This window comes from Paenibacillus forsythiae T98 (assembly GCF_000520735.1).
Classification (GTDB): domain Bacteria; phylum Bacillota; class Bacilli; order Paenibacillales; family Paenibacillaceae; genus Paenibacillus_AQ; species Paenibacillus_AQ forsythiae.
In genome coordinates this window covers 1-4475 of record NZ_ASSC01000467.1, presented here as the reverse complement: position 1 = coordinate 4475, position 4475 = coordinate 1, and the positions used below count along the sequence as shown (strand labels likewise).

Annotated in this window: 3 protein-coding genes; all 3 read right to left on the bottom strand. The window is 54.9% G+C overall.

The window, feature by feature from the left end; all coding sequences use genetic code 11:
- Positions 1-904: MutS N-terminal domain-containing protein (locus L692_RS28925; RefSeq protein WP_036723840.1), on the bottom strand; the 904-nt coding region annotated here is incomplete at its 3' end.
- A gap of 238 nt (positions 905-1142) precedes the next feature.
- Positions 1143-2402: an extracellular solute-binding protein gene (locus L692_RS0114985; RefSeq protein ID WP_232238800.1), complete on the bottom strand. Its 1260-nt coding sequence runs from the start codon at positions 2400-2402 to the stop codon at positions 1143-1145.
- Positions 2403-2430: 28 nt separating this feature from the next.
- Positions 2431-4128 carry a methyl-accepting chemotaxis protein gene (locus L692_RS0114980; protein WP_232238801.1) on the bottom strand — a complete coding sequence of 566 codons (1698 nt, stop codon included), beginning with the start codon at positions 4126-4128 and terminating at the stop codon, positions 2431-2433.
- Positions 4129-4475 lie beyond the last annotated feature (347 nt).

Sequence of the window (4475 nt, the reverse complement as noted above, 5' to 3'; positions counted from 1 at the left end):
CCCGCCGCCGCAGCAACCGGGCGCCCATCGATGTCTCCGTACGGTCAAGCAGCCAGAGCAGAGAGCCCTTCTTGGCGCGTTCCCTAACAGTCTCGGTCAGCTCCAGATTACGCCGCGTGAAAGGATCGAGAATCATATAATTCCCCGGCTCGTAGGAGGAAATCTGGCTAAGCTGCCCGAGGGACCGCCGCTGTGTCTCGCTGAGGTAAGAGATCAGCAATGCAAGGCATTCGGCCCGCTCGCGCTCCAGCCGCGCCCAGGCCGCTTCCCCGAACTGACTGCGGGCCAGCTTTTCATTCTTCTTCTCCCACGGCGTATACAGGACCGGCTTGTCTCCCGGAAGGGTCCCCGCCCGGACACTGTCAAGCAGCGCCCCGTCGCCGATGATTTCCGCCGGCTCATACAAGCCGATTTCCCCGCGCAGCGTGTCCGTCCCCGTAGGCGAGGACGTCACATACAGCTCCCCTGTCGTCAAATCGCAGGCGGCAAGCGCCGTCATGCCGGCGAGTTCGGTGACGCAGACCAAATAGTTGTTGCTCTTGTCGGCGAGCACCTTGCCTTCCATAACCGTACCCGGGGTTACGACCCGGACAATATCCCGGCGAACCATCCCCTTGGTTGTCGCAGGATCGTCAAGCTGCTCGCAGATTGCGACTTTGTACCCTTTTTCAATAAGACGCTGAATATAGCCCTCGGCGGAATGGTAGGGAACCCCGCACATCGGAATGCGCTCATTCCCCCCGCCCTCCCGGCCGGTCAGCGTAATTTCCAGTTCCTTGGAAGCCAGCAGGGCATCGTCAAAAAACATTTCGTAAAAATCGCCCAGCCGGAAAAAAAGGAAGGCATCCTTCGCCCCTTCCTTCACTCTCAAATACTGCTCGATCATCGGTGTATATTTTGCCATCACAAACCTCCAGGCCTTATCATGCTTATCCTCTATTATAGCAGAAACGGCCCCGGCAAGCTTAAGCGCGTTAAGGGCGTTCAAGCCGGGCGCAGCGATACAGGTTTAAGCAGATCTGCGGCAAAGGGGAGACGGATACAGCCCATGCCGGGCGCATCATGAAAAAGCCGGACTTGCCAGGCAAGCACAAGCCGACTTCAATTATAAGCTCTAATCCATCTAAGCTTTAACTCATCGTTTACCGGTCCAGCTTCAGCAGGGTTCTCCAGGAGGCTTCGATTTTCCGTGCTCCCTCTTCGGCCGATTGGGTTCCAAGGAGAATTTCTCTGAGATTCGAAGTGAAGTCATAGAACATTGCGGAGCTTTCCGGAATCAGCGGGCGGGATCTGGCAGCGTCGAGCTGCTGTTTGAACCCTTGAAAAACAGGATCTGCGGCCAAGGCAGCATCCTGATAAGCGCTCGTTCTGGTTGGAAGCGTCTTAACTTCCTTGGCCTGCTGAATCTGCGTCTCTGTGCTGGAAAGATAGGAAATCAGCTCATAGGTTTCCTTCGGATGCTTGCTGTATTTGGAAATGGTGAAGCCGTGTCCGCCTGCAGGAGAGGCTTGTCCCTTCGGCCCCTTCGGAATCGTCGTGATTCCAAGATTGCCTGCGTCCTTGAATTCGCCGCCGGAGAGAAGGTCGGAGAGCGCCCAGGGACCGTTGATCATCATAGCCGAACGGCCTTCCTTGAAGTCCGTGTTCATTTTGTTATAGGCGTCCTCGAAGCCCGAATAAGGCTGGGCTGCATGTTCTTGCTTCAGCTTCCGCATGAACTTCAGACCCTCGATGGAGTCCTTTGAAGTAATTTCAATTTTTCGGTCATCCGTTATGGTTCCTCCGCCGAAGGCCCAAATATAGGGCAGGGAAAAATAAGACGCGTCCATAAGATAGATGCCGTAATGGTCTTTATTCGTCACTTTCCGGGCGATTTCCAGCAGTTCATCCATCGTTTGCGGAGGTGCGGAGAAGCCGTTTTCCCGCAAGATTCGTTTGTTGTAAAGGAGCGCGGGCGCGTCCATGACGGACGGCAGGCCGTAGATTTTGCCGCTATACTGGACCGAACGCAGGGTTGCCGGATTGAAGTCCTTCCGATCGGACTCCGGAAGCATATCATTCAACGGGTACAATAAGCCGAGATCCGCGAATTCAGGAACCCAGAGATAATCCATACGCATGGCATCGAGCGGTTGATCGCCGAGCAGGGCGTTCTTGAAGACGTTCAGGGCCGCGTCAGGATTCACATCCATGATATTCACCTTTATATTCGGGTGCGCCTGTTCAAAGTCTCCGATCCGCGCCTTGATGAACTCCGATTCCTGCTCCAGTGAGTCGTTCATTAAGGTCAAGGTAACCGGTTCTTTCCGGGACTCGCCGGAACAAGCAGAGAACAGAACTGTAAACGTAAGACCAAGAATGATCCACACCGATATTTTCTTCACTACCGATATTTTCTTCACTATGTATTCACCTCTCAGGTCACAAAAGTTATAGACGAAACTTGCCGATCAGTTCCTTCAGCTCATCTGCGAGCGCGGTCAGGGCGCCGGATGAAGAAGTGATTTCCTCCATGGAAGCCAGCTGCTGCTCTGTCGCCGCCGCAACGCTCTGTGTGCCTGCCGAATGTTCCTTGGCGATTTCGGATATGACGGAAATGCCCGAAACGACTTTTTGGGTATCGGTCATAATATCGGAGGTGGATTCGGTGACCTCCCGGATGTCATGCTCCACCTGCTGGATCTTGTGCAGAATGTCTTCAAAGGAGTCGCCCGCCACTTCAATGAGCTGGATTCCCTTCTGCACCTCCAAAGTACCCTGCTCCATCTCCGCCGCAGCTGTACCGGCCTCCTCCTGGATGCCCTCAACAAGTCCGCGGATCTGATCCGCAGACAGGCGGGTCTGCTCGGCCAGCTTCCTCACTTCATCCGCAACGACGGAGAAGCCGCGCCCTTGTTCCCCGGCTCTGGACGCCTCAATCGCCGCGTTAAGCGCAAGCAGATTCGTCTGCTTGGAGATGTCCATAATCAGCTTCGTTGCGCTGCCGATTTGGACGGCCTGCTGATGCAGGCCAATGATAATTTGAGAGAGCTTGCCGGCGCTCGCTTCAATGACGCGAACCTGCCGGGTCGCATTTGCAAGCTCATTCTTGCCCTGAAGCGCCGTGCTCGACGTGTTCGTGACGTTGCCGAGAACAGCATGTCCATTCGCCGCGATCTGCTGCACCTTCTCCGACAGATGCGTGATAATGTCAAGATTAGCATCCACATGTGAAGTCTGATTCTCCGTCCCGGCCGTGATTTCTTCCATAATGGACGCAATATGCTCCGTTGCCTCGCTCGTTTGTTCCGCGCTGGCTTGAAGCTGAGCGGAGGAAGCGGCTGCCCGCACCGAGACCTGATCCGCGCTGCCGATAACCGAGCGCAGCGATTGTGTCATCCTGTTGAAAGCGTCTGCCAGTTCGGTCAGTTCGTCTTTCCCTTTAAACTTCAGCTCCTCCACCCGAAGGTCGCCATGCCCAACCGCGCCGGCCGACTCTTTAATCCGTTTGATTCGCGAGACCAAATAATTGGACAGCAGGAGGGCAATGCCGACAGACAGGAGGATAGCGGTCCCGACGAGGATATAGTTCACCAGCTTCACTTGGGTGTTCATGCTGTGAATATCGCTCGTGTAACGTTCAATCTGCGCCTGCTCGTCTTTAAGAAGGGAGAGCAAAGCGAACGCTATGGAGTCGAAGGAGTCTTTGGCATACAACTGCTGAGCCTGCAAGGCGTCACCCTGCTCCATCCGGCCCATCAGCTTCAGCTTGTAATCTTTGCCCGCCGTCCATTTGGACTGAAAGGCCTCGATTTGCTGAAGGCTCTCCGGATCATTCGTCATGCCCTTCAGGCGGGTGACCTCCATCTCAAGAAACTTTGCGGTTTCTTCGAAACGGGATTTGAAGTCCGCTTTGAAATTGCCGGGGGCCAGCATGTAATGCGCGCCGTTATCATTAGCCATTCTGGCGAATAAATTCAACCTCTGGATGACCTCCATGCGCTGCTGGGAGGCGATAATTTTGTCGGTCAGCACAGCAACGCGCTGATTTAATACAGTATTCACGCTGACGGTTACCAGAAACAGGGCAATAATTGAGAAAAAGCTGAGCAGCAGCTTGGTTCGAAGGCTGACAATCAACAAAACCACTCCGTTCGTCGCGAATTGTAAATCATGGACCGGCCATACACGCAATATTTGCACCTGTGCCGGTACGCCAAGGTCCACAATCTATATCGTCCGAACGGCAAAATTAATAAAGAGCGCCCCATGAAGTAAACGATTCCAAGGAAAATTGGCTTCTTGTTCGGCTCGCTCCGGTCCAAACATCCGGCAACGGCGGATTTAGAACCGCTTGCCGACATGGGAACAAGCGCCGGTTCAGGGCGCTTGCTTTCCGCACCATAACCCGCGGACATTGCGGGTTTCGTCCCAGCTGCGGCCCGCGTCGATGTGGCGCAGCAGCGGCTCGATGGCGTCCGCCGCCGCAGCGTAGC